This is a genomic window from Pragia fontium (genome assembly GCF_900638655.1).
In the GTDB taxonomy this organism is placed as follows: Bacteria; Pseudomonadota; Gammaproteobacteria; order Enterobacterales; family Enterobacteriaceae; genus Pragia; species Pragia fontium.
The window spans coordinates 451,206-471,047 of the sequence record NZ_LR134531.1; the positions used below are offsets into that span (position 1 = coordinate 451,206).

The 19,842-nt window shown below is 45.4% G+C and carries 18 protein-coding genes and 1 tRNA gene; 12 read left to right on the forward strand and 7 right to left on the reverse strand.

All coding sequences use genetic code 11. The annotated features are described in order from the left end of the window. Positions 1-28: 28 nt before the first annotated feature. On the reverse strand, positions 29-1,459 hold the full coding sequence (gene dacB, locus EL341_RS01920) for a serine-type D-Ala-D-Ala carboxypeptidase (RefSeq protein WP_126466863.1): 1,431 nt from the start codon (positions 1,457-1,459) through the stop codon (positions 29-31). 381 nt (positions 1,460-1,840) lie between these two features. On the opposite strand from dacB, the gene greA reads away from it, so the two are divergent. Then, complete coding sequence (greA, locus tag EL341_RS01925) at positions 1,841-2,317, forward strand: transcription elongation factor GreA (protein WP_047779810.1); 477 nt, start codon at positions 1,841-1,843, stop codon at positions 2,315-2,317. A gap of 87 nt (positions 2,318-2,404) precedes the next feature. Here greA and yhbY read toward each other — a convergent pair whose 3' ends face one another. Further along, complete coding sequence (gene yhbY, locus EL341_RS01930; RefSeq protein WP_047779811.1) at positions 2,405-2,698, reverse strand: ribosome assembly RNA-binding protein YhbY; 294 nt, start codon at positions 2,696-2,698, stop codon at positions 2,405-2,407. Between the two features lie 113 nt (positions 2,699-2,811). Between yhbY and rlmE the strand changes: the two genes are divergently transcribed. The 6 genes from rlmE (at position 2,812) to EL341_RS01960 (ending at position 9,625) form a co-directional block, all read left to right on the forward strand. Further along, positions 2,812-3,441 (forward strand): 23S rRNA (uridine(2552)-2'-O)-methyltransferase RlmE, encoded by a 630-nt coding sequence (rlmE, locus tag EL341_RS01935; protein ID WP_047779812.1) that lies wholly within the window; start codon positions 2,812-2,814, stop codon positions 3,439-3,441. Positions 3,442-3,542: 101 nt separating this feature from the next. After that, a complete protein-coding gene (gene ftsH, locus EL341_RS01940) occupies positions 3,543-5,438 on the forward strand; it encodes an ATP-dependent zinc metalloprotease FtsH (protein WP_373876079.1) in 1,896 nt (631 codons plus the stop codon). 253 nt (positions 5,439-5,691) lie between these two features. Beyond that, positions 5,692-6,525: a dihydropteroate synthase gene (gene folP / locus EL341_RS01945; protein WP_074820505.1), complete on the forward strand. Its 834-nt coding sequence runs from the start codon at positions 5,692-5,694 to the stop codon at positions 6,523-6,525. Between the two features lie 6 nt (positions 6,526-6,531). Then, complete coding sequence (gene glmM / locus EL341_RS01950) at positions 6,532-7,872, forward strand: phosphoglucosamine mutase (protein WP_047779815.1); 1,341 nt, start codon at positions 6,532-6,534, stop codon at positions 7,870-7,872. 92 nt (positions 7,873-7,964) lie between these two features. After that, complete coding sequence (locus tag EL341_RS01955; protein ID WP_047779816.1) at positions 7,965-8,687, forward strand: glycoside hydrolase family 25 protein; 723 nt, start codon at positions 7,965-7,967, stop codon at positions 8,685-8,687. 107 nt (positions 8,688-8,794) lie between these two features. Further along, positions 8,795-9,625 (forward strand): hypothetical protein, encoded by an 831-nt coding sequence (locus EL341_RS01960; RefSeq protein WP_074820502.1) that lies wholly within the window; start codon positions 8,795-8,797, stop codon positions 9,623-9,625. Between the two features lie 135 nt (positions 9,626-9,760). On the opposite strand, the gene EL341_RS17535 is transcribed toward EL341_RS01960, so the two are convergent. Next, entirely contained in the window at positions 9,761-9,925 is a 165-nt protein-coding gene (locus EL341_RS17535) for a hypothetical protein (protein WP_158487408.1), read from the reverse strand. A 32-nt stretch (positions 9,926-9,957) separates the two neighbouring features. On the opposite strand from EL341_RS17535, the gene secG reads away from it, so the two are divergent. Next, a complete protein-coding gene (gene secG, locus EL341_RS01965) occupies positions 9,958-10,290 on the forward strand; it encodes a preprotein translocase subunit SecG (RefSeq protein WP_047779818.1) in 333 nt (110 codons plus the stop codon). A gap of 43 nt (positions 10,291-10,333) precedes the next feature. Further along, positions 10,334-10,420: transfer RNA gene (locus EL341_RS01970), tRNA-Leu, on the forward strand. Positions 10,421-10,537: 117 nt separating this feature from the next. Here the strand turns inward: EL341_RS01970 and EL341_RS01975 are convergent. The 4 genes from EL341_RS01975 to EL341_RS01990 all read right to left on the reverse strand — a co-directional run bounded on the left by EL341_RS01975 (position 10,538) and on the right by EL341_RS01990 (position 15,134). Further along, on the reverse strand, positions 10,538-11,410 hold the full coding sequence (locus EL341_RS01975; RefSeq protein WP_074820501.1) for a phosphorothioated DNA-binding restriction endonuclease: 873 nt from the start codon (positions 11,408-11,410) through the stop codon (positions 10,538-10,540). Positions 11,411-11,637: 227 nt separating this feature from the next. Further along, positions 11,638-12,597, reverse strand: a complete 960-nt coding sequence (yjiA, locus tag EL341_RS01980) for a GTPase (protein WP_074820500.1) — start codon at positions 12,595-12,597, stop codon at positions 11,638-11,640. Between the two features lie 32 nt (positions 12,598-12,629). After that, entirely contained in the window at positions 12,630-12,833 is a 204-nt protein-coding gene (locus EL341_RS01985) for a YbdD/YjiX family protein (RefSeq protein WP_047779821.1), read from the reverse strand. A gap of 147 nt (positions 12,834-12,980) precedes the next feature. After that, positions 12,981-15,134 (reverse strand): carbon starvation CstA family protein, encoded by a 2,154-nt coding sequence (locus EL341_RS01990; RefSeq protein ID WP_047779822.1) that lies wholly within the window; start codon positions 15,132-15,134, stop codon positions 12,981-12,983. Positions 15,135-15,766: 632 nt separating this feature from the next. Here EL341_RS01990 and EL341_RS01995 point away from each other — a divergent pair. The 3 genes from EL341_RS01995 (at position 15,767) to EL341_RS02005 (ending at position 19,258) form a co-directional block, all read left to right on the forward strand. After that, positions 15,767-16,372, forward strand: a complete 606-nt coding sequence (locus tag EL341_RS01995) for an ankyrin repeat domain-containing protein (RefSeq protein ID WP_047779823.1) — start codon at positions 15,767-15,769, stop codon at positions 16,370-16,372. 385 nt (positions 16,373-16,757) lie between these two features. After that, positions 16,758-18,158, forward strand: a complete 1,401-nt coding sequence (locus EL341_RS02000; protein WP_074820498.1) for an amidohydrolase family protein — start codon at positions 16,758-16,760, stop codon at positions 18,156-18,158. A gap of 170 nt (positions 18,159-18,328) precedes the next feature. Next, positions 18,329-19,258 carry a LysR substrate-binding domain-containing protein gene (locus tag EL341_RS02005; protein WP_074820496.1) on the forward strand — a complete coding sequence of 310 codons (930 nt, stop codon included), beginning with the start codon at positions 18,329-18,331 and terminating at the stop codon, positions 19,256-19,258. The last annotated feature ends 584 nt before the right edge of the window (positions 19,259-19,842 follow it).

The following is a 19,842-nucleotide window of genomic DNA, read 5'->3' on the forward strand; positions in this document are numbered from 1 at the left end:
GCCTTTTTCGTTATGACGTTAATTCGATTTAGTTATTGTTATACAGATCGCGATAAAGCTGGCTTTCAAAGTTAGCTAACGTGGTTTTACGGCTTGAGCGTTCGTTTGGTGACATCGTGTAGCTGGACAGGAATTGGACAAAGGCTACTTTTTCACCGCTGGCGGTAGTCATAAAACCGGCAAGATTATAAACGCCCTGTAGAGCTCCGGTTTTGGCTGATACTTTGCCGCTCAGGTTAGCTTCTTTAAAGCCGCTGCGGGAACGTAACGTACCATCCTGACCTGCGGTAGGCAGCATCGAGATAAAATCCAACTGGCTATCATGTTGAGCGATATATTGCAGGACTTGCATCATAGTATCCGCCGCAATCAGATTGTGGCGCGATAAGCCTGAGCCATCGGCAATAACTGTATTGCCAATATCAATTCCCGCCTGTTGGCGAAGAATTTGGCGGACTGCCGTCGATCCTGAACGCCATGTACCCGGTACGTTATATTGCTTACTACCAAGTGTGCGAAACACGGTATCTGCAATCATATTGTCCGAGCTTTTTAGCATCACCGTTAACAGGTCATGGAGTGGTGCTGACTGAGTCTGCGCCAGCACTTTAGCCGGGTTATTTTTATTGGTTTGATAACGAATTGCGCCAGTTTGAATACCCGCCTGTTGGAGTTCACTCTTCACTATTTTGCTGGCGTAATCGGCACCATCCTGAATGGCAAAAGCCAGTGTAATGGGCTTATCTTGCTGGGTTAAACAGCCCGTTAGCGTGTAGCGCTGGTTTTCCTCAGCGACGACATCAAACTCACAGAAGCGAGCATTAGGCGAGTTTCTGGGGTAAGAGCGAACCTGACTGATAACCTGTACCGGATAATAAGAGGCAACTTGTACTGTCGCCGTATCACCTTCACTTTTTGACGTTTGTAAGGCAACGGTAAAACAGTTTTTATCAATAATGGCAGCGGATGGTGGGGCGCTAAAGCATTGGGTCATATCGTTCCATGACCAGCCTGGCGCTTTATCGTGACTGGCAAATGCTGAAGTATCAATAACCAGACTGCCTGACACTTTACGGATATTTTGTTGTTTCAGGGATTGAACCATTGAGCGTATCTGTTGGCGTTTTAAGGTTGGATCGCCCGTAAAACGGATAATCAGATCGCCGTTGAGCACCCCATTACTGACGGGAGCATGGCTTTCAAGGGTGGTAGTGAAACGATAATCTGGGCCAAGCTGTAACAGCGCGGCCAGGGCGGTGACCACCTTTTGAGTACTGGCTGGCAGGGTTAATTGTTTCCCATGGTAATCAATTGACGGTGTTGGTGACCCGACTTTTTGTACCATTAATGAGAGGTTTGCGCCTTCAGGGAGTAACTGAGTGTATTGCTCAACAGGTGCTGCATGTGCACTGACGATCAAAGTGCCTGCGATGCCGCTGAAAACTTTCAATAAACGCATAATGATTGGTTACCTGCCTACCTGCATAAAAGAAATAATGATTACCCGACACCATTGCGGTATAGGCGTTATGCAGCCTTGCGCACGAAGGGGTAAAGGTTTAGTTGTGCAAAAGTGTACCACTATTTAAGCGGCTAATTTATACCAAGATTAGCATATGATAATCTTGGTATAGTTATGCCATAAAACTAAACGATGACCCCGATGGAAGTCTAAGGTAAAATAGCCATTATCTATAACATCTAGTTTGACCTGATGAAGTTATATCGGGTCGGGCGTTTTTTGCTTGTAAAGCGGTGGCGATGGTTACAGCTGCCGTTAATTATTTTATCAATCGCCAATGATTTCAAAATAATAAGCGATTTGAGAGGGAAGAGAGTTATGCGACAAATTCCAATGACGTTACTGGGTGCTGAACGATTACGTGAAGAGCTTGACCACTTAAAAGGCGTTCGTCGGCCGAAGATTATTGCTGATATCGCTGAGGCCCGTGCCCATGGCGATCTGAAAGAGAACGCAGAATATCATGCCGCTCGTGAGCAGCAGGGGTTTTGTGAAGGCCGAATTCAGGAGATAGAAGCAAAGCTGTCTAACGCTCAGGTTATTGATGTGACGAAGATGCCCTATACTGGTCGGGTTATTTTTGGCGCAACGGTTAAAGTGATGAATCTGGATACTGAAGAAGAAGTTACTTACCGTATTGTTGGCGATGATGAAGCTGATTTTAAACAGAATCTGATCTCGGTGAATTCACCGATGGCTCGTGGCCTAATTGGTAAAGAAGCGGATGATGTCGTAGTGATCAAAGCACCGGGCGGTGATATCGAATTCGAAATTCTGAACGTCGAATATCTTTAATCAGTTATCGGTTATGGATGTGCTGGTTATTTAATCGAGTGTAAAGAAATGAAAAAAGGCGACAATTATCACCTTTTTTCATCAAACTTAGCGTGGCAGGCTAATTTTTTTATCTTTACTTGCTCGATAAAGAACTAAAATACTACCGATCATCTGCACGTTATTAGCGCCAGTTTCACGAACGATCGCGTCAGCAATCAGTTGTTTGGTTTCACGATCTTCCGTTGATATCTTCACTTTGATCAGCTCATGATGTGCTATGGCATGTTCAATTTCAGCGAGAACGCCTTCGGTGAGACCGCTTGCACCGACCATCACAACCGGTTTTAATGGGTGTGCCAGGCCTTTAAGGTGCTGTTTTTGCTTGTTAGATAAATTCATTTTCTTTACGTCAGTTTGGGGTTGGGGGTTGAAAACGGTGTATTCTACCGCCATCTGTGAGTTATCACCAAATTTGGTGTGCAGCGAATATAAGTATATGGTTGGAATACCGCATGGGTAATAAAAAGCGTTCGGCCAGTTCGACGCGCTGGTTACAAGAACACTTTAACGACAAATATGTGCAACAAGCGCAGAAAAAAGGGCTACGTTCCCGCGCATGGTTTAAACTAGATGAAATACAGCAGACAGACAAACTGTTTAAACCGGGCATGACGATTGTTGACTTAGGGGCTGCTCCTGGCGGGTGGTCACAATATGTTGTGACACAAATTGGTAACAAAGGTAGAGTAATTGCATGTGATATTTTACCTATGGATCCAATCGCTGGAGTTGATTTCCTTCAAGGCGATTTTCGTGATGAGATGGTACTGAAGACTTTATTGGAACGCGTAGGTGATAGTAAAGTTCAGGTTGTGATGTCTGATATGGCGCCGAATATGAGTGGTACTCCTGCCGTTGATATTCCTAAGGCGATGTATCTGGTTGAATTGGCGTTAGAAATGTCTCGAGATGTTTTAGCGCCAGGCGGGAGTTTTTTGGTTAAGGTCTTTCAAGGGGAGGGGTTCGATGAGTATTTACGCGAAATTCGCTCCATGTTTAATAAAGTAAAGATTCGTAAACCTGATGCTTCACGAGCTCGTTCACGTGAAGTATACATTGTAGCGACTGGGCGCAAACTATAGTACCCTAACGCGTATTGTTAACACCATTGTAATATGAGGTTAATTCCTTGAGTGATATGGCGAAGAACCTAATTCTCTGGTTAGTCATTGCTGTTGTGCTAATGACTGTATTTCAGAGTTTCGGGCCTAGCGATTCAGGCGGCCGTCGAATAGATTATTCGACGTTCATGACGCAGGTTAGTAATAATCAGGTCAGTGAAGCTCGGATTAGTGGACGCGAAATTCAGTATAAAACGCAGCCGGATAATGCGGCTCATACTACCTATATGCCAACAGAGGATCCGCTACTGCTGAGCCTGCTGTTGAAAAATAACGTGAAAACCGTTGGTGAACCACCAGAGCAGCCTGGCTTCTTGCAGCAGGTGTTTATCTCCTGGTTCCCAATGTTGTTGCTGATTGGCGTTTGGATTTTCTTCATGCGTCAGATGCAAGGCGGCGGCGGTAAAGGTGCGATGTCGTTTGGTAAAAGCAAAGCGCGCATGTTGACCGAAGAACAGATTAAAACCACGTTTGCTGATGTTGCTGGTTGTGATGAAGCAAAAGAAGACGTTAGCGAATTGGTTGAATTCCTACGTGATCCGAGCCGTTTCCAGAAATTGGGCGGTAAGATTCCAAAAGGCATTCTGATGGTGGGGCCACCTGGTACTGGTAAAACGTTGCTGGCAAAAGCGATTGCTGGCGAAGCCAAAGTGCCATTCTTCACTATTTCTGGTTCTGATTTCGTTGAAATGTTTGTCGGTGTGGGTGCATCCCGTGTCCGAGATATGTTTGAACAGGCCAAGAAAGCTGCACCGTGCATCATCTTTATCGATGAAATCGATGCGGTAGGCCGTCAGCGTGGCGCTGGTTTAGGCGGTGGTCATGATGAACGTGAACAAACGCTAAACCAAATGCTGGTTGAGATGGATGGTTTTGAAGGCAATGAAGGCGTTATCGTTATTGCTGCAACTAACCGTCCAGACGTTCTGGACCCTGCATTACTTCGTCCGGGTCGTTTTGACCGTCAGGTGGTGGTTGGTTTACCAGACGTTCGCGGCCGTGCACAGATCCTGAAAGTGCATATGCGTCGTGTACCGGTATCGCCAGATGTTGATGAATCAGTGATTGCTCGTGGTACCCCAGGGTTCTCCGGTGCTGATTTAGCCAACTTGGTGAACGAAGCCGCTTTATTTGCTGCGCGTACCAATAAGCGTGTGGTGTCAATGGTTGAGTTCGAAAAGGCCAAAGACAAGATTATGATGGGTGCAGAGCGTCGTTCTCTGGTGATGACGGAAGAACAGAAAGAGTCTACCGCCTATCACGAAGCAGGACATGCGATCATTGGTCGTTTGGTACCTGAACATGACCCGGTTCATAAAGTCACGATTATTCCACGCGGCCGTGCGCTAGGCGTGACCTTCTTCTTACCTGAAGGTGATGCGATTAGTGAAAACCGTCAGAAGCTGGAAAGCCGTATTTCAACGCTGTATGGCGGCCGTTTAGCGGAAGAGCTGATTTATGGTCCGGCTAAAGTGTCTACCGGCGCATCTAACGATATTAAAGTTGCGACCTCTATTGCTCGCAACATGGTGACTCAGTGGGGCTTTTCAGAGAAGTTAGGTCCGTTACTGTACGCTGAAGAAGAGGGTGAAGTCTTCTTGGGCCGTTCGGTTTCGAAAACCAAACATATGTCTGATGAAACTGCGCGTATTATTGACCAGGAAGTGAAGTTTCTGATTGAGCACAACTATCAGCGTGCAAGACAGATTCTGGAAGATAATATGGATATCTTGCATTCGATGAAAGATGCATTGATGAAGTATGAAACCATTGATGCACCGCAAATCGATGATCTGATGGCTCGCCGCGAAGTTCGTCCTCCTGCGGGTTGGGATGAAGCGCAAAGTGGTGGAACCAAGCCACCGGCGGGTAATGCTCAGTCTCCGGCTAAGCCTGAAGAACCAAAGGCGCCAGAGTTCAATCAAACCGATGAGCCAAGCGATAAACCTGCGGTATAAGTCGCGGTTTAAAGGTTGGTGATGGGTTGCCAATATTGATTTGATAAAAAGCTCTCCTGATGGGGAGCTTTTTTTATGCTATTTTTGCACTGTCAAAAGGTGGTGTGGTTTTGGTGAGTCAGCCGATTGTGTTATTGTCTTTTGCCTTATTCGGGATAGGTTCGTTACCGACAGAGGTCAATCGGTGTTTTGATATTCATCGACAGATAGGGGCCTGTAGCCCCGTTGTTATTTAAGGATTAAGGAATTCATCATGAAGTTAGAGAGTAAGGGGTTAACGTTAGATTTGGCTTACCCACAGGTGATGGGGATCCTAAACGTAACGCCTGATTCTTTTTCTGACGGGGGGCGCTTCCGCCAGATAGATAATGCGCTGCGGCATGCGAACGAGATGATTCAGGCTGGCGCAACGATCATCGATATCGGTGGCGAATCGACGCGTCCGGGGGCAGCGGAAGTACCGCTTGATGAAGAACTGGAACGGGTGATACCGGTTGCGGAAGCAATAGCAAAAAATTTTGAAGTCTGGGTGTCAATTGATACATATAAACCCGAGGTTATGAGAGAATCTCATCGGGTTGGCGTGCATTTAATTAATGACATTCGCGCGTTGCAGGAGCCTGGTGCTTTGGATGCTGCTATAGAAACCGGTTTGCCGGTATGCCTGATGCATATGCAGGGTATGCCAAGAACCATGCAGCATGAGCCAAAGTATCATGATGTTGTGGCCGAGGTAGATGCCTTTTTTAGCGAACATATTGCCCGCTGCGTTAATGCGGGGATGGATAAAAATAAAATATTACTCGATCCTGGCTTCGGTTTTGGTAAGGATCTGAAGCATAATTATCAACTATTGGCCCATTTGTCAGAGTTTCACCATTTTGGACTGCCGCTATTGGTTGGCATGTCGAGAAAAGCGATGATAGGGCAGCTGTTGAATGTTTCTCCCGATCAGCGAGTGATTGGCAGCGTTGCTTGTGCCATTATTGCAGCTATGCAGGGGGCACAAATCATTCGTGTGCATGACGTAAAAGAAACGGCGGAAGCAATGAGAATTGTAGAAGCAACACTTTCTGCTAAAGGATAAAATGACATGAGCGGTAATCGTAAGTATTTTGGTACAGATGGTATTCGGGGCAAAGTGGGTGAACATCCTATCACACCTGAGTTTGTACTTAAGTTAGGTTGGGCTGCAGGTAAAGTATTAGCGCGCCATGGTTCGCGTAAAATCATTATTGGTAAAGATACCCGCATTTCCGGCTATATGTTGGAATCCGCATTGGAGGCCGGTTTGGCCGCTGCCGGTTTATCCGCTTCTTTTACCGGACCGATGCCCACGCCGGCGGTTGCTTATCTGACGCGTACTTTCCGTGCCGAAGCTGGAATTGTTATCTCTGCCTCCCATAACCCTTATGATGATAACGGCATAAAATTCTTTTCCATTGATGGCACTAAGCTGCCTGACGAAGTAGAAGAAGCGATTGAAGCAGAAATGGAAAAGCCGTTAACCTGCGTTGAATCTGCTGAACTGGGTAAAGCCAGTCGGATTAATGATGCCGCTGGTCGCTATATCGAGTTCTGTAAGGGCGGTTTCCCCAGTGAGCTTAGCCTGAGCGAGCTAAAAATTGTGGTGGATTGTGCCAATGGTGCCACCTACCACATTGCACCGAGCGTATTGCGTGAATTAGGCGCTAATGTGATTACCATCGGCTGTGATCCTGATGGTATGAATATTAATGAAAAATGCGGTGCTACCGACGTTACTATGCTGCAACAGCGCGTATTGGCTGAACAGGCGCATATTGGTATTGCTTTGGACGGCGATGGCGACAGGGTCATTATGGTTGACCATCAGGGTAATAAAGTCGATGGCGACCAGATTATGTACATCATTGCCCGTGAAGCACTACGTCAGGGACAATTGAAAGGTGGTGCTGTTGGCACGCTGATGAGTAATATGGGTCTGGAACTGGCGCTTAAGCAGTTAGGAATTCCATTTGCCAGAGCAAAAGTAGGCGACCGCTATGTGCTGGAAAAAATGAATGAACTGGGCTGGATGATCGGCGCGGAGAATTCAGGGCACGTTATCTTATTAGATAAAACCACCACCGGTGACGGTATTGTCGCTGCGCTACAGGTTTTAGCCGCTATGGCTCGCAACCATATGACGTTACACGATTTGTGTAGCGGCATGAAATTGCTACCACAGGTGCTGGTAAACGTTCGTTTTGCCGGTCAGCACGATCCCCTGGCTGCTGATAATGTTAAGCAGGTATTAGCCGAAGTTGAAAAAGAGCTGGTTGGTCGTGGCCGAGTATTACTACGTAAATCAGGGACTGAGCCATTGATTCGCGTGATGGTAGAAGGCGATGATGATAAGGAAGTACTGGAACTGGCTAACCGTATTGCCGATGCAGTGAAAGCTGCCGGTTAATTTTTTGTTTGCCAGATCGTTATAAAATAGGGGGGGATATTTCCCCCTGTTTTAATTGATAAATTAAAATAATAAAAAAGGAATTTTTAGGTATGCGAATCAATTTTCTACTGCGTATTATTTTTTCCTTAATTATCATTGTATTTCTTCTGGTCTATTCTCTCTATAACGGCTTTATCCGATTTAATTATCCTTCGCTGACGCAATACCCTATTCAGGGCATTGATGTCTCTCATCATCAAAAGAACATTGACTGGAACCGATTAGATAAGAAAAAGGTTCGCTTTGTTTTTATCAAGGCCACGGAAGGAGGGGACTTTAAGGATAAAAGCTTCATGACCAACTGGCATGCGGCGCGTGAACAGGGATTTATTGTTGGGGCCTATCACTTTTTTGTTTTTTGTAAAACTGGTGCTGAGCAGGCGCAAAACTTTATTGAAACGGTACCTAAAAAATCAGGTACATTGCCTCCGGTTCTCGATCTGGAATATGGTGGCAATTGTCAGCTTACTACCAGTAAAGAACGGATTCGGGCTGAAATAGAGGAGATGGTTAAGCAACTGGAAAGCGCTTATGGCAAAAAGCCCATTCTTTATGCTACCAGAGAGTTTTTTGATGACTTTTTAGTTAATGAATTTAAAGAGTTACCTATCTGGATCAGGGATATCTATCGCCACCCTTCATTGAATGATAACAACCGCAAGTGGCTATTTTGGCAATATGCTAACCGAGGGCGTTTAGATGGGATCGAAACCTTTGTCGACCTCAACGCTTTTAATGGTTCAGAAACAGAATTATTCACACTTTTAAAATAGGGCTATTTATATTAATCATATTTACAGATAACTATTTTACGTGACTATTTCATGGTGGTATTATTATTTAAAACGGAATTAAATAATAATGAAAGGGAGTAGGATCAATGGCGCTAATGAGGTTTTTTATTACTCATTTCTTTAAGTTGTTTTTTGTATTAGTTATTCTTCCTATTTCTACCTCCTATGGGTTAACTCCAGAACGCAGCTTAACTAAAGCTGAGAATGCTATTTTTTCTCTTAATTTGGTATTAACCGAAAATGCCGGTCATTCTATATTTCCCCCCACTTATCGTATGAAAAAGTTAGAGGAAATCACCCGTCAAAATGGTGAGTGGATGAGCTCGAGCCTGATTGAATATAACCCGCTAGGTCACATTACTCGGCTGGATCGCAGAGAAAAAAACCGCCGCGGTGAATCCGTTACCAAAATTTATCAAGATGAAAGTGGTCAATGGATTAAAAGTATTAAATGGTTAATCAAGGGCAAAGAATCCGACGTTGGAAAAATGATTGTTCGTTATCAACACGATCAGAATGGCCGTATTATTCGCAGTGAATTGATGAATAGTGAATGGATGCGGGAATATATTTATAATGATGACGAACAGTTAACCGAAATTGTTGAGAAGCAACAAGTTAATAACGGAATTGGCGTCCAATATACGGTTAAGAAATATTATTATAATGCCAGAGGTTTTGTCGCCCGTAGAGATTTTTGGACCGGCCGTAATCATTTTGTTTCCACGTTATATTTCGATTATAACGAAAAAAATACGCTGGAGCGCATTACTGCTGAAGCCATTGCACATTCAGCCCAGAAAAAACGTGGAGAGAAGGTCTATTCCTATTATGACCAAAAGCATAACTGGTTACAGGCGGAATGGGGTACTGAAGAGAACAAATTTACTCAAAACAGAGAGATAGACTATTACTAAACCTTTTTTGTTACTTTTATTAGGGTTGGTTTTGGATTAACTTATTGTTTTTATATATATTCCTTATGTTTGGCTGCAAGAATTATCATTCAGCCATAGATAAATGAGTGCGGATTCTTTTATAATAGCGCTCAACTAGCCACAGTCAGACGGTAAACTGCTGATTTTTTCCGCAAATGCGCGTCGGTTGCTAAAATGCGCTTGCACCTCTTTGTGGCTTTCGTTAGTATTCACACCCGCTCCAGTCGGGATAGAGGGATTATTCACTTTATCTCTGGTAACTGGCAAAAGCTTTAGCACGGGATTATCCCGCAAGGATTACAGGCAAGAATATGTACGAAGCGCTTCTTATTATTTTCCTGCTGGTAGCTATCGGACTGGTTGGTCTGATCATGCTGCAGCAAGGCAAAGGTGCTGATATGGGTGCCTCTTTCGGTGCCGGTGCATCTGCAACTTTATTCGGTTCTGGCGGCTCAGGTAACTTCATGACCCGCACGACAGCGATTTTAGCTACGCTATTTTTCATTATTAGCTTAGCGCTGGGTAACCTCAGCACTCATCAGGACAAAAAAGTCGGTGAGTGGGATGACCTCAGCACCCCGGTGAAAACTGAGCAGGTTAAACCTGTGCCTCAGAACACACCAAGCAGCGATATCCCACGATAAGGGATAGCAAGAGTTCTGGCAGGCGATAGGCTTGCCAAGCAGTGCCGAGGTGGTGGAATTGGTAGACACGCTACCTTGAGGTGGTAGTGCCCGATTGGGCTTACGGGTTCAAGTCCCGTCCTCGGTACCAATATTGAAGAAATAGACGCTTAGAGCGTCTATTTTTTTGTCTTAAATTTGAGTGATAATTCTTGTTTTGATATTCATTCTATAAAATGAGAGATAGACGTTCGAACCAAAATAGACACTAACTCTTAAACACCTGTCCCCGATGCCATTCCACAAACTTATCATGTGGATAATATTCGGCATTCTTAGGCAACAATATTGATTGCCCGGCAAAATCCCAAAACAGTCGTTCAACGATTTGGCTGCCGTTTACGCCTTCTGAAATCAGCAGTTTCATTCCATCATCGATACCGATAACTCCCATATCAAATGCGGAATGATGCAGTGAACACAGCGCCAGTCCATTATTTACCGAGCATGGGCCACCGTATTGCTTCCATTTAATATGTGCCGCTTCCAGCCCAACGGGAGTACTGTCATGCCGTAGGTTGTAGCCGCATATTGCACATTGATAGTTATAGGCTCGAAGTATACTTTGGCGGAAATGAGGATCGCGGGTTTTACGTATGTCATGAAGCAAGAAATCCAAGCGGTTAGCAATCAATTCCTGAATACTTTCAGGAAAATGTTCACTCAGAATTTGCTCTGCTAGTTTATTGATAAGTGATGGCTTGCTATGTATCAGCTGATAGGCTTCCTGATCGAAGCCTCCCATGACCCCATATTCAATCAGTTCTCGCTTTGGCGGCTCTTTGTTGCCTTTCTGTGGCGTACACAACTCAGTATTCTGCAAATCCCAAAATCCATCACTACGTAATCGCCAGAATGGCATAGCTGGATAGTGACCCCGCCTTTGGGGACCGAAACTGTTTAGCAGTTCCAGTAATTGTGGGTGGATTTCCTCACCATAGTTAAATAGGCGTTCGTGGCCTTTTTGATACTCAGAAAGCACATACAGTAACAATAGCGGCTTATGCGGTGCACGTTGATCGCCTTTACGCCAAATGGTCAGGTTGGAAATGGCAGTTTGTAGTGCCTTGCCAGAGATCATCTAAACATCCTGTCTAACAGCTTGAGGTTATTGCGATCATGCTCGCAAAAGTAACCTAATTCAAGCCGTCTAAATCATGTTGGGATACGGGTCTTTAGACAATATGTTGATTGAACAGATAAAACCGAGATCCCGGTTTTCACCGGGATGACAGGATTTATTCGTTCTTACATGCAGAGTGAAATGCTTAGCTGAACGGTACTACCGCCAATAGGGGACACTTAACCCTATAACTCCGCAAACTTAGCCCGAATTTCTTCCTCAGGCAAATCAATACCAATAAACACCATGGTACTTTTGCGTTCTTCGTCCTGTTGCCATTCTGTGTCCCAGTCGGCGTTATACAGGCGTTGTACACCCTGAAACAGCAGACGACGGGAATCATCTTTGATCGACAGAATTCCTTTATAGCGCAGCAGGTTGTCGGCGAAGGTTAACAGTAGGTTTTCCATTACCTGCGAAATCTGCTTTAGCTCCAGCGGCTTGTCATGATAAATCACAATCGACTGAATATTATTCTGCGGCTGTGGAATGCGACGAAATACCGGCGCTGATGGGGTAACGCTGAGTTTATCGTTCAGTACAAACCCTTCAATATCGAACAGAATGCTGAGGTCGATATCGCCATGGGTGACGGTATGAATCGGTGCACGGGCGTTCATCAGTTGTAAACGTTGAATTAGCGCTTCATTATCCGATGCAATATCGGTTTTGGTGAGCAGGATGCGGTCGGCATAACCGATTTGCGCCTGCGAAATGGTAAACTTATTCAGCTGCTGGTCGGCATGTACTGCATCTACTAAGGTGAGAATACCATCTAACAGAAAACGCTGGCAGATAAGCTCATGGGAGAAAAAGGTCTGGGTGATAGGGCCAGGATCGGCCATGCCGGTACACTCAATGATCAATCGATCGAATTCCAGCTGTCCTTTATCCACACCGTCTAACAGGTCCAGCAGCGCATCTTCCAGTTCGTTCGATTTACTGCAACAAATGCAACCATTACTGAGGGTGGTAATGCGGCTGGCGCGGTCGCCAATGATGGTGTTATCTATTGGAACTTCACCGAATTCGTTTTCGATAACGGCAATCTTGTAACCGTGATTTTCATTCAGGATATGGCGTAAGAGCGTGGTTTTACCTGCACCCAAAAAGCCTGTCAGGATGGTGACTGCAATGGGTTTCATTGTTGTGTCCTTAATTGATTAACTGCGGTTGATCAGCAGCAGCGCATACCGCCTTTGCCGTCTCCGCCGTAGCGAGCCTGTTGGCGTTCACGGAAAAACTCTTTATAGGTCATCATCGGTTTATCCGGATGGTTGTCTTTCATATGCTGCACATAAGTATCATAGTCGGGCACACCGACCAACATACGGGCCGCTTGCCCAAGATACTTACCCGCTTGCCCGAGATTTCCGAACATCTTTTTTCTCCAGGAAAATACGCTGCATAATTTAGAGGGAATCTGATTGATAACGGGCGCAGCATATGCCGCGCCCCTGTATATCAGATTGTCATGATGTTGAATACGGCTTAATTCACATTATGCAGTGTATTCATTAAATCATCATTAATGGTGCGATGAAACCTGGACGCCACCTTCAGGAACCGGAACATAAGGGGTTTCCTGATCGGTACGCTCTGGGTTTTTACGCGCAGCCATCGCAGTTTTAATACCGTAGAAAATGATGCTGTAAACGACTAACAGGAACATGATGCTTAAACCAGCGTTAGTGTAGTTGTTAACGACAATATGGTTCATATTAGCAATCTGTTGTGCAGTCAGCTCAGCGCCGCCTTCAGCGATTTTTTGCTTATAATCGTTAGCCAGATAGAAGAAGCCTTCCAGCTGAGGATTGTTGCTGAACAGTTTCAGGCCAAGTGCATAAGTGGTACAGATCAACAACCAAACGGCTGGAACCACGGTAACCCAAATGTACTTAGTGCGCTTCATCTTAATCAGAACCACAGTACTCAACACTAACGCAACCGCTGCCAGCATCTGGTTAGAGATACCGAACAGAGGCCACAGGCTCTTCACGCCGCCCAGAGGATCCACTACGCCTTGATACAGCAGGTAGCCCCACAGACCAACGCAGCCAGCGGTACCAACAATACCGGCAACCAGTGAGTCAGTTTTCTTCAGGAATGGAACGAAGTTACCCAGCAAGTCTTGCAGCATAAAGCGGCCAGAACGGGTACCTGCATCCAATGCGGTCAGGATGAACAGGGCTTCAAACAGAATACCAAAGTGGTACCAGAAACCCATATCCGCAGCTGGAATGATCTGGTGGAACACGTGAGCAATACCAACGGCCAGCGTTGGTGCACCACCTGCGCGGTTCAGAACTGACGGCTCACCAATGTCTTTGGCGGTTTGTAGGATCTGCTCCGGCGTGATAACAAAGCCCCAAGAGCTAACGGTTGCCGCCGCATGGGTGGTTACGTCGCGCAGTGAAGCCATGATCATTGGTGCATCTTCAGTGCCCAGTCTATGCAGGTCTGGCATGGTGATGCCTAACGCTGCTGGCGGGGTGTTCATGGCAAAGTACAGGCCTGGCTCGATAATAGAAGCCGCAACCAGTGCCATAATCGCCACGAAAGATTCCATTAACATTGCACCGTAACCGATAAAGCGAGAATCGGTTTCGCAAGCCAGCAGTTTTGGTGTTGTACCGGAAGCGATTAAGGCGTGGAAGCCAGAAACCGCACCACAGGCAATGGTAATAAACAGGAATGGGAACAGAGAACCTTTCCAAACCGGGCCAGTACCGTCAATAAACTGAGTAACCGCAGGCATTTTTAAATCTGGGTTAAGAATAACGATACCAATAGCTAATCCGACGATAACGCCGATTTTCAGGAAGGTCGCCAGATAATCGCGCGGAGCCAGAATCAACCATACTGGTAGTAAGGCAGAGATAAAGGCATAGCCGATCAGAGTATAAGTAATGGTGGTGTCTTTAAAGGTCAGTGCTGGGCCCCAGTATGGGTCATGGGCGATAACGCCGCCGAACCAGATGGATGCCACTAATAAGATAATACCAATAACCGAAACTTCACCTACGCGGCCAGGACGTAGATAGCGCATGTAGATACCCATAAACAGCGCGATCGGTACAGTAGAACAAACGGTAAATACGCCCCACGGGCTTTCGGCTAGTGCTTTAACTACGATCAGAGCCAGAACAGCCAGGATAATGATCATAATCATAAAGCAGCCAAACAGCGCAATGGTACCCGGAACCGGACCCATTTCCTTTTTGATGATCTCACCTAAAGAGCCACCGTTACGGCGTGTGGAGATAAACAGTACCATAAAGTCTTGTACTGCCCCTGCCAACACTACGCCCGCCAGCAGCCATAAAGTACCTGGCAGATAGCCAACCTGTGCTGCTAATACTGGACCAACTAAAGGACCGGCACCGGCAATCGCGGCAAAGTGGTGACCAAACAAGACGTTCTTATTGGTTGGTACATAGTTTAAACCATCATTATTAACGACGGCTGGTGTTGCACGAGTCGCGTCCAGCTTCATCACCTTAGTGGCGATATAGAGGCTGTAGTAGCGATATGCCACTAGATAGACGGATATGGAAGCAACGATAATCCACAGGGCACTGATGTGCTCACCACGACGTAGTGCTACCACGCCGAGGCAAGATGCGCCGAGAATCGCCAACAATATCCATGGGATGTGTTTTAATATCCCCGCTTTGTTCATGAGGTATCCTTTTTATTCTTATCAGTAAAAATTAAGTGATTGATTCGGTTATATATGGTTTTAAGTAAATGGCTGCCTGATCCGAACCAATATTATTCCCCTCCGAAAGGGAGGGATAAAATGGCAGCGGCTCATTATCGTGGCTCAAATAAGAGGATGACATCTCAATTTCAGTCAGCGGTTTAATCGGATGGTTAAGCGGTTAAAATCAGGTGGTAAGTGGTTATTCTTTGAAGAAAGCGGTACTGCAAGGGGAATATATTATTAACTCGTTTTATACATTTATGCAATGTCTACTAATCTGTGAGTTTTAATCTCATCATTTATTGATGGCTATCACAAAACGGAATAAATATTTTTCCGGCTACTATTTTTATGGGGAGAACTCTAAGAAAAGAGTTAATTTCTTGCCACAAAAGTGAGCTTAAAATTGACGATCAGAGACGTAATCCCACTATTGTTGAATAGTATTCAATAATTATCCGTTGCATTGATGAACAGATTTTAAACGCATTCTCTTTGCTGAAAACTATTGATATGCTGCATTCCGTATGAAATGGCAAACAAAACGATCTTTATAATCATCGCCATTATCCGAGATTATTCAGTGCGTTTATTGTAGAGGAAACATGATGTCATCTGGCGATCTCGTGCAGGAGTTTTTACTTGCGGCTGAAAAAGGGCAGTTAAATGTTCTAGAATCTTGTTTACAAACAGGTTTAGACATTAACGTCACAAATAGGCAGGGAAGAACGGCTATTATTATCGCTAGTTTGCATAAACAGTATGAATGCGTCTCTTTTTTACTTCATGCCGGGGCCGATATTAATATTCAGGACCAAACCTGCTTTAATCCTTTCTTATTAAGCTGCCTTAATAATGACCTTCAATTGTTGCGTATCATATTACCCGCTAACCCTGACTTAACGGTATTAACTCGTTTTGGTGGCGTAGGTATTACTCCCGCCAGTGAAAAAGGGCACGTGGACATTGTTCGCGAGTTGCTGGAAAAAACCAATATTAACGTTAACCACACCAATTTTTTAGGTTGGACACCGTTGTTAGAAGCCATTGTGTTAAATGACGGCGGCAAAAAGCAGCAGGACATTGTCAAAATGCTGCTGGATAACGGCGCTAACCCGCATATGACGGATAAATACGGAAAAACTCCGCTGGAGTTAGCGCGTGAGAAAGAATTTCATGAAATTGCAGAGTTGCTGATAGCGGCAGGCGCATAGTTTCTTTTACGGACGCTGGTAGCAGAAAATAATATTGATTAATGATGAGCGGCTTTATTTAACCCACTATCAAGAAAGTTTAATGACGTCAGCTAATATCATTCATGAATCGATAATCAAAGAAGAGCATTCGCTTTAGTGATTCAAAGTAATAATGATTTCTATGGTTCTATTTGAGCATTTTTACTGTCGTCATTTAATGACGACAGTAAAAATGTGATGCTGAGAAATACGCTAAATCAGAAATAGAGAGAAATTATCCATCGGCTGATAACCATGCTGGCTGAGGGAGAACGTGAACGTATTTATCCGGTTAATCCCGATAAACGCTTCATCAAAAATGTGGGCTGCGGCTCTCATCGAATCATAGGGTTAGGAGAATCGAATGCAATCAAATAAAAATGCTGACCGTAGAGCGTTTCTCACCCAAACGGGTAAAGCGATGGCAGCCTGTGCGTTGCTGGGTTCTACTTCGGGTATCGCCTATGCTAACGGACCATCAAAAGAGAACAAGGACGATATTCTCAACGTGAATAAACTGATTGATAAGCACTATTATCTGGACAATATCCGCCTTGAAGACGGTTTCATTTATCAGAATGAAACCGTCATCGGTACCAAAACGTCGCTGAACACGCTGGAAATTCAGGACGGCAAAATAGTGGCGATCTTGCCGAACCGCCAACACACTCAGACACAACTGCCAGCCTATGATGCCGGTGGCATGCTAATGCTGCCTGCTTTGCGCGATATGCATATCCATCTGGATAAAACTTTTTATGGTGGTCCATGGCGTGCGCCAGCTTCCCGGGAAGGGAAAACGATTATGGATATGATTGCTCTGGAACAAAAGCTGCTGCCGGAACTTCAACCTTATACTAAAGATCGAGCAACCAAGCTGATTGACTTAATACAGTCGAAAGGTTCGGTTATTGCTCGTAGTCACTGCAATATTGATCCGGTGTCCGGGCTGAAAAATCTGCTGGCACTGCAGGAAGTGCTGGAACAAAGGAAGGGGGATTTTAGCTGTGAAATTGTGGCCTTTCCCCAGCATGGTTTACTGTTATCCAAATCTGAGCCCTTGATGCGTGAAGCTATGCAGGCGGGAGCGCATTATGTGGGCGGTCTGGACCCGACCACTGTCGACGGTGCCATGGAACAATCGTTGGATACCATGTTCCAGATAGCGCTGGATTATGACAAAGGTGTCGATATTCATTTGCATGAAACCAGCCCGTCCGGCGTAGCGGCGGTGAACTATATCATCGGGACAGTTGAAAAAACGCCGTTGCTGAAAGGCAAGGTCACAATAAGTCACGCGTTTGCTTTAGCCATGTTAAACCCACAGGAAGCTGAGTTGACGGCTAAAAAGCTGGCTGAACAGCAAATTACTATCGCTTCAACCGTACCAATCGGCACCTTGCATATGCCGTTAAAAATGCTAAAACGTGAGGGCGTATTGGTTATCACCGGCACTGACAGTGTGATTGACCACTGGTCGCCGTTTGGTCTGGGGGATATGCTGGAAAAAGCAAACCTCTACGCACAGCTTTATACTCGGCCGGATGAGTTTGCCCTGTCGCGGTCTTTGGCTATTGCGACCGGAAATATTCTACCGCTGAATGATAAAGGGGAGCGGGTATGGCCAAAAGCACAGGATGAAGCCAGTTTTGTGCTGGTGGATGCCTCTTGTTCAGCTGAGGCTGTGGCGCGTATTTCTCCTCGTCAGGCGGCATTTTATCAAGGCCAGATGGCGAGTGGAGCCGTAGCTAAAGCGGTGAGTTAACAACATACCAAGTGCATCTTTTTGACATCATCGTCATAAAACGGTGCAGGAAAAGACGTAATGCTCGCTTTGTGAATGGAACAAAGCGGGCATTTTTGTTCTTCAGTTGTGGAATAAGCGGCTAAAATAGCCATGGTCGATTGCGGGTATAACAAGGGAATAATAACGGCATGAACTCAATATTTACCGAAGAGAATTTATTAACCTATACCACCGCAGCAAAATTCGGCAACTTTAGTAAGGCGGCAGAGGAGCTTGGTATTACTACCTCTGCGGTTAGCCATACCATTAAACGTATCGAAACCTATCTGGGCGTGATGCTGTTTATTCGCAATACGCGAAATATTGAGCTGACGGAATCAGGTTACTATTTTTATCGTAAGGCGACAGAACTGCTGAATAACTTCTACGCAATCAAGCGCAGCATTTATACCATCGATCAAGGGATCGAAGCCCGGGTGCGAATCTGTATTAACCAATTGCTCTATACGCCCTACCACACGGCAAAACTCTTGCAGATGTTAAAAAAGCATTTTCCTACCTGCCAGATTACGGTAACCACTGAAGTGTATAACGGCGTGTGGGATGCCATTATTAACAACATTGCTGATGTTGCTATCGGCGCTCCAGGGACGTTGCTCGATGGGGGCGGTATTGACTATAGCGAAATTGGCGTGATTCGTTGGCAGTTTGTGATCTCGTCCAGTCATCCGCTAGCTTTGATGACCGAGCCTATTTCTGAAAGTCAGTTACGTTTGTATCCCAGCATTATGGTAGAGGATACCGCCCAGACTATGAATAAAAAGGTAGGTTGGCTGTTGCACGGGCAGGAGGCGCTTCGGGTGCCCGATTTTCACACTAAATGCCAGTGCCACATCCTTGGCGAAGGCGTGGGTTTTTTACCGGACTATATTGCCAAAGAACATCTGGATAGTGGCTCGTTAGTGGTTAAGAAAATCCAAAATCCACGACAGGACTCCCATCTGTTGTTGGCAACGCAACATTCCGCTACCGGTCAGGTCACCCAATGGATAAAAAATGAATTTCAGGAAGGGGGCATATTGGCGGCGTTGTATAGCGATTTTTTACATCCTGATTAACGTGGTAATGCCAGTCAGTTAAGAAAATGCGATCGGTAAGTTTTATTTTTTGACCTTTCTTTTGACCTTTATATTGAGCGCTGGAATTCAGCCGACAACTGAGAGAGGGAGCACGCCCATCAGGGATGATGGGCGAGGCGCTGCTTCTCCAGGAGAGAATCAGCGCCGGTGCGTTAACCCGAGCGAAGGCGGAGGGGAGCCGCCGTAGGCGGCCTGGATTCGGGGGCGAAGGCGTGGGAGTGCAGAGGGCGTTCGCCTAACGCCCTCTGCTCGGCCACGTGCACCAATGTTAATTGATGCTCTGCACTGATAGTGGACGAAACTTTCGCTGTCATTAAGCTTAACTGACAAGCATTACCTGATTAACGTGGCTGTTTTGAGTTTGTGTCATTCAGGATAGTAATGAAATGGAGTTCGCTATTAGCGGGAGCATTGTTACCATTAAACTGAGTGCGTTGTGATTTCAGTCCTTGATGAATGCCTTTGGGCTTAAATAGAATAGCTTAGCTATTGAATTTCGCCTTTATCCCCCTCCTTTTCTGCATTTGCCTTTTGTAGGTGGTTGGCGTATTATACACATCATT

What these genes read in the sequence shown, in the direction of transcription:
- dacB (WP_126466863.1), bottom strand. Translation starts at nt 1,459, where the DNA reads ATGCGTTTATTGAAAGTTTTCAGCGGCATCGCAGGCACTTTGATCGTC.
- greA (WP_047779810.1), top strand. Translation starts at nt 1,841, where the DNA reads ATGCGACAAATTCCAATGACGTTACTGGGTGCTGAACGATTACGTGAA.
- yhbY (WP_047779811.1), bottom strand. Translation starts at nt 2,698, where the DNA reads ATGAATTTATCTAACAAGCAAAAACAGCACCTTAAAGGCCTGGCACAC.
- rlmE (WP_047779812.1), top strand. Translation starts at nt 2,812, where the DNA reads ATGGGTAATAAAAAGCGTTCGGCCAGTTCGACGCGCTGGTTACAAGAA.
- ftsH (WP_373876079.1), top strand. Translation starts at nt 3,543, where the DNA reads ATGACTGTATTTCAGAGTTTCGGGCCTAGCGATTCAGGCGGCCGTCGA.
- folP (WP_074820505.1), top strand. Translation starts at nt 5,692, where the DNA reads ATGAAGTTAGAGAGTAAGGGGTTAACGTTAGATTTGGCTTACCCACAG.
- glmM (WP_047779815.1), top strand. Translation starts at nt 6,532, where the DNA reads ATGAGCGGTAATCGTAAGTATTTTGGTACAGATGGTATTCGGGGCAAA.
- EL341_RS01955 (WP_047779816.1), top strand. Translation starts at nt 7,965, where the DNA reads ATGCGAATCAATTTTCTACTGCGTATTATTTTTTCCTTAATTATCATT.
- EL341_RS01960 (WP_074820502.1), top strand. Translation starts at nt 8,795, where the DNA reads ATGGCGCTAATGAGGTTTTTTATTACTCATTTCTTTAAGTTGTTTTTT.
- secG (WP_047779818.1), top strand. Translation starts at nt 9,958, where the DNA reads ATGTACGAAGCGCTTCTTATTATTTTCCTGCTGGTAGCTATCGGACTG.
- EL341_RS01975 (WP_074820501.1), bottom strand. Translation starts at nt 11,410, where the DNA reads ATGATCTCTGGCAAGGCACTACAAACTGCCATTTCCAACCTGACCATT.
- yjiA (WP_074820500.1), bottom strand. Translation starts at nt 12,597, where the DNA reads ATGAAACCCATTGCAGTCACCATCCTGACAGGCTTTTTGGGTGCAGGT.
- EL341_RS01985 (WP_047779821.1), bottom strand. Translation starts at nt 12,833, where the DNA reads ATGTTCGGAAATCTCGGGCAAGCGGGTAAGTATCTTGGGCAAGCGGCC.
- EL341_RS01990 (WP_047779822.1), bottom strand. Translation starts at nt 15,134, where the DNA reads ATGAACAAAGCGGGGATATTAAAACACATCCCATGGATATTGTTGGCG.
- EL341_RS01995 (WP_047779823.1), top strand. Translation starts at nt 15,767, where the DNA reads ATGTCATCTGGCGATCTCGTGCAGGAGTTTTTACTTGCGGCTGAAAAA.
- EL341_RS02000 (WP_074820498.1), top strand. Translation starts at nt 16,758, where the DNA reads ATGCAATCAAATAAAAATGCTGACCGTAGAGCGTTTCTCACCCAAACG.
- EL341_RS02005 (WP_074820496.1), top strand. Translation starts at nt 18,329, where the DNA reads ATGAACTCAATATTTACCGAAGAGAATTTATTAACCTATACCACCGCA.